Annotated in this window: 4 protein-coding genes and 1 pseudogene; 3 read left to right on the plus strand and 2 right to left on the minus strand. The window is 71.8% G+C overall.

Annotated elements, in window-relative coordinates; genetic code table 11:
• Both G3I40_RS36855 and G3I40_RS36860 read left to right on the plus strand, forming a co-directional pair.
• Nucleotides 1–357, plus strand: a pseudogene (locus tag G3I40_RS36855) (hypothetical protein); the annotation flags it as partial.
• A gap of 65 nt (nt 358–422) precedes the next feature.
• Nucleotides 423–929, plus strand: coding sequence for a GNAT family N-acetyltransferase (locus tag G3I40_RS36860; protein ID WP_164559184.1), 507 nt, complete (start codon nt 423–425; stop codon nt 927–929).
• A 47-nt stretch (nt 930–976) separates the two neighbouring features.
• On the opposite strand, the gene G3I40_RS36865 is transcribed toward G3I40_RS36860, so the two are convergent.
• Both G3I40_RS36865 and G3I40_RS36870 read right to left on the minus strand, forming a co-directional pair.
• Nucleotides 977–2,599, minus strand: a complete 1,623-nt coding sequence (locus tag G3I40_RS36865; protein ID WP_164559185.1) for an AMP-binding protein — start codon at nt 2,597–2,599, stop codon at nt 977–979.
• A complete protein-coding gene (locus G3I40_RS36870; RefSeq protein ID WP_164559186.1) occupies nt 2,596–4,278 on the minus strand; it encodes an AMP-binding protein in 1,683 nt (560 codons plus the stop codon). Before G3I40_RS36870 ends, G3I40_RS36865 begins: the two co-directional genes overlap by 4 nt.
• Nucleotides 4,279–4,415: 137 nt before the next feature.
• On the opposite strand from G3I40_RS36870, the gene G3I40_RS36875 reads away from it, so the two are divergent.
• Nucleotides 4,416–4,868: GAF domain-containing protein (locus tag G3I40_RS36875; RefSeq protein WP_164559187.1), on the plus strand; the 453-nt coding region annotated here is incomplete at its 3' end.

Raw genomic sequence — 4,868 nt, forward strand, 5'->3', positions numbered from 1 at the left:
ATCCGCACGGCGCGCGACGCGGTGACCGCCGCCGCCCTGTACCTGCGCTGGCTCGGCTACCAGGACGTGCGCCGCGCCGACCAGCGGCCGCCGTCCGGCATCGGTCTCGCGGCGCGCGGCGTGATCGCCCAGGTCGAGCCGTCGGTGCGGCCGGCCACGGAGCGCGACGTGGAGTGCCTGTGGCTCCAGTCGATGACGGAGTCGGCCACCTGCGCGTACTTCTCGCTCGCCGGTTACGCGGACCGGGCCCGCACCCGCGCGGACGAACTCGGCGTCCCTCTGTTCGTCCTCGACCTCGCGGGGGTGCCGCAGCCGGTGAACAGCCCGGCGGACGAACTGATCGCGAGCGGGGCCTGACGGCCGGTCCGGCCCGTCGCCACCACCGGCGCCGCCACGTCGGTGCCACCGGCGATAATCGGCGGATGATCCTGCGCAGCCCCACGCCGGCCGAGCTCCCCCGCCTCCAGGACATCGAGACGGCGGCCGGGGAGGTCTTCCGGCCGCTCGGCATGGCCGCGATCGCCGACGACGAGCCGCCCGCCGTCGCCGAGCTGGAGCGCTACCGCGCGGCCGGGCACGCCTGGGTCGCCGCCGAGGACGACGGGACCGTGGTCGCGTACCTGGTGGGCGAGGAGGTCGACGGCGCCTTTCACATCGAGCAGGTCACCGTGCACCCGGACGCGGCCCGGCGCGGGGTGGGCCGGGCCCTGATCGCGTGCGCCGCCGACTGCGCGCGCGACCAGGACCTGGCCGGTCTCACCCTGACCACCTTCGCCGACGTGCCGTGGAACGCCCCCTACTACGAGCGTCTCGGCTTCCGCCGGCTCGCCGAGGCCGAACTCACGCCCGGCCTGCGCGCCGTCCGCGCGGCGGAGGCGGCACACGGCCTCGACCGATGGCCCAGGGTCTGCATGCGGCGTGACGCATAGCCCCTCGCGCGGCCGCGCTCACGCCCTTCTCCTATGGCTTCTCGCCTCTACAACTCCCCGTACCCCTCCCGGAGTTCCACCTTCCGGACCTTTCCGCTGACCGTCATCGGGAAGGAGTCGAGGATGCGCAGCCGGGTCGGCACCTTGTAGTGCGCGAGCCGGTCGTGGCAGTGGGCGCGCAGCTCGTCGAGGGTGAGGCCGGCGTCCGGGTCCTTCAGGATCACGCAGGCCAGGACCTCTTCCCCGTACTTCTCGTGCGGCACGCCCACCACCTGCACGTCGGCGATCCGCGGATGCCCGTACAGGAACTCCTCGATCTCGCGCGGAGAGATGTTCTCCCCACCGCGGATGATCATGTCCTTGATGCGGCCGACGATCTGCCCGTAGCCGTCCTCGCGCAGCACGGCCAGGTCCCCGGTGTGCATCCACCGCCCGGCGTCGACGACCTCGGCGGTCTTCTCCGGCTCGCCCCAGTAGCCGAGCATCACGCTGTAGCCGCGGGTGCACAGCTCCCCGGGCTCGCCGCGCGGCAGGGTGACGCCGGTGACCGGGTCGATCACCTTGACCTCGATGTGCGGCAGGACGCGGCCGACGGTGCCGGTGCGCCGCTCCAGGTCGTCGTCGCGGCGGGTCTGCAGCGACACCGGCGACGTCTCCGTCATCCCGTAACAGATGGACACCTCGGCCATGTTCATCTCCGCGACGACCCGCTTCATCACCTCGGCGGGGCACGGGGAGCCCGCCATGATGCCGGTGCGCAGCGTCGACAGGTCGTACGTCGCGAAGTCCGGCAGGTTCAGCTCGGCGATGAACATCGTCGGCACGCCGTACAGCGAGGTGCACCGCTCGTCCTGCGCGGCGCGCAGCGTGGCCGCCGGTTCGAAGGACGGGGCGGGGATGACGATGCAGGCACCGTGCGAGGTGCAGGCCAGGTTCGCCATCACCATGCCGAAGCAGTGGTAGAAGGGCACGGGCACGCAGACCCGGTCCTGCTCGCTGTAGCCGACGGTCTCGCCCACCCAGTACCCGTTGTTGAGGATGTTGTGGTGGGAGAGCGTGGCCCCTTTCGGGAAGCCCGTGGTACCCGAGGTGTACTGGATGTTGACCGGATCGTCGCAGCTCAACTCCGCTTCACGGGCAGCGAGTTGTGTGGGGGTGACAGCGGATGCCGCGGCGACGAGCGCGTCCCAGGTCTCCTCGCCGATGAAGACGCTCTCCCGCAGCTCGGGGCAGTCGGGGGTGACCCGGCGGACCTGTTCCCGGTAGTCGGTGCCCTTGCGCCCGGTCGACGAGATCAGCACCGTGACCCCCGACTGCCGCAGCACGTACGTCAACTCGTGTGCCCTGTAGGCCGGGTTGATGTTGACCATGATCGCGCCGATGCGTGCGGTCGCGTACTGGACGAGCACCCACTCGGGGCAGTTGACCGCCCAGATGCCGACCCGGTCCCCCTTGGCGACGCCACGGGCGAGCAGCCCGCGGGCCAACTTCTCGACGGCATCACCGAATTGGGCGTAGGTCCAGCGACGGCCGCTGGGTACGTCGACGAGCGCCTCCCGGTCCGGCCAGGCCTCGACGGCGCGTCGCAGATTGGCGCCGATGGTGTCGCCGAGGAGGGGCACGGTGCCGGTGCCGTGCGCGTACGACAGCTGCTGTGCGGGTGCGCTCACCGGAAGTCCTCCTCGCGGTACTCGGCGCTCGCGTCCTGCGCGGTGCGTTCGCGCAGCTCGATCCGCCGGATCTTGCCCGAGACCGTCTTGGGCAGCTCGGCGAACTCGATGCGGCGCAGCCGCTTGTACGGGGCGAGCACCGCGCGCGAGTGCTCGAAGAGCAACTTGGCGGTGTCCGGGCCGGGTTCGAAGCCCTCGGCGAGCACGACGTACGCCTTCGGGACGTTGAGGCGGAGCGTGTCGGGCGCGGGCACGACCGCCGCCTCGGCGACCGCCTCGTGCTCCAGCAGCGCGCTCTCCAGCTCGAAGGGGCTGATCTTGTAGTCGCTGGCCTTGAAGACGTCGTCGGCGCGGCCCACGTAGGTCAAGTAGCCCTCGGCGTCGCGGGATCCGATGTCGCCGGTGCGGTAGTAGCCGCCCGCCATCGCCTCGGCCGTACGCTCCGGATCGCCGTGGTAGCCGACCATCAGGCCCACCGGGTGCGCGGCCAGGTCGAGGCTGATCTCCCCCTCGCTCGCGCCGGGTTCACCGGTGACGGGGTCGAGGAGTTCGACCACGAAGCCGGGGCTCGGGCGGCCCATGGAGCCCGGCTTGAGGAGCTGCCCGGGGCTGTTGGAGACCTGGACGGCCGTCTCGGTCTGCCCGAATCCGTCGCGGATGGTGATGCCCCAGGCCCGCTTGACCTGCTCGATGACCTCGGGGTTGAGCGGTTCGCCCGCGGCCACCACTTCCCGCGGCGGCGTGGCGAGTTGGGTGAGATCGGCCTGGATGAGCATGCGCCACACGGTGGGCGGCGCGCAGAACGAGGTGACGCCCGCGCGGTCCATCGCGGCCATCAGCCGGCCCGCGTCGAAGCGCGTGTAGTTGTAGAGGAAGACGGTCGCCTCGGCGTTCCACGGCGCGAAGAAGTTCGACCAGGCGTGCTTGGCCCAGCCGGGCGAGGAGATGTTCAGATGGACGTCGCCGGGGCGCAGCCCGATCCAGAACATCGTCGCCAAATGCCCTACGGGGTAGGAGACATGGGTGTGCTCGACGAGCTTGGGCCGGGCCGTCGTACCGGACGTGAAGTACAGCAGCATCGGGTCGTCGGCGAGGGTCACCCCGTCGGGCTCGAAGGTCTCCTCGGCGCCGTCCGCGTCCTCGTACCCGAGCCATCCGTCGGCGGGCTGCCCGCCGACGACGACCCGCGTGTACTCGCCCGGCACCTCCGTGAACTTGGCGACGTCCTCGGGCCGGGCGACGACGTGCCGGGCGCGCCCGCGCTCGACGCGGTCGGTGAGGTCGGCGGGGCCGAGCAGCGGCGTCGCGGGGATGACGACGGCGCGCAGCTTCATCGCGGCGAGCATCACCTCCCACAGCTCGACCTGGTTGCCGAGCATGAGCAGGATCCGGTCACCGGGCCGAACGCCCTGCGCGCGCAGCCAGTTGGCCACGCGGTTCGAGCGGCGGCGCAGGGCGTCGAAGGAGAAGCGGGCCTCCTCACCGGCCTCCTCGACGATGTGCAGGGCGATCTTCTCGTTGCCGTCGGCGATGACGTCGAACCAGTCGAGGGCCCAGTTGAACCGGTCGGGCCGCGGCCAGGCGAACCCCTCGTACGCCGTCTCGTAGTCGTGTGCGTGCTGCACGAGGAAGTCACGGGCCGTGCGGAACTGCTGCGTGGGGCCGTTCGGCGTCGTCATGGGTGCTCCTGGAGTCCTTCTCGTCCGCGTCGTCGCGGACCGTGCCATGGGGGACCGTGTCTGACATCGTGTAGTGCGTGACGCAGGTCTCACCACCCCCGAACGGGGGTGACCGGAGCACGCGAGGGAGATCGAGGGTGACCGCAGTGTCCGCCGAGGCGGTCGAGATGCGCGCGGCGCTGGTACGGCTGCGCAGGGGCACGGGCCTGCCGGTGGCGTTCGGCGGGCTCACCGCGAGCGCGGGCCAGGTACGCATCGCCGAACTGAGCGGCGCGTCGACGAACGCGCTGCGCGGGCTCGCGGTGGCGGCGGGCAACGGCCTGGGCGGCAAGGCGCTGACCCTGGCCAGGGCCTGCGCGGTCACCGACTACCAGGGATCGCGCCACATCAGCCACGAGTACGACCTGGCGGTCGGGACCGAGGGCCTGCGCTCGGTCCTCGCGGTGCCCGTCGTCGTACGCCGCCGGGTGCGCGGCGTGCTCTACGGGGCCCTGCGCACGGCCAGGCCGCTGGGCGACCGGACGCTGGACGCGGCGATGGCGGCGGCCCGCGACGTGGAGCAGGCGCTGGTGGTGCGGGACGAGGCGACG

The organism is Streptomyces sp. SID14478, from assembly GCF_010548525.1.
In the GTDB taxonomy this organism is placed as follows: domain Bacteria; phylum Actinomycetota; class Actinomycetes; order Streptomycetales; family Streptomycetaceae; genus Streptomyces.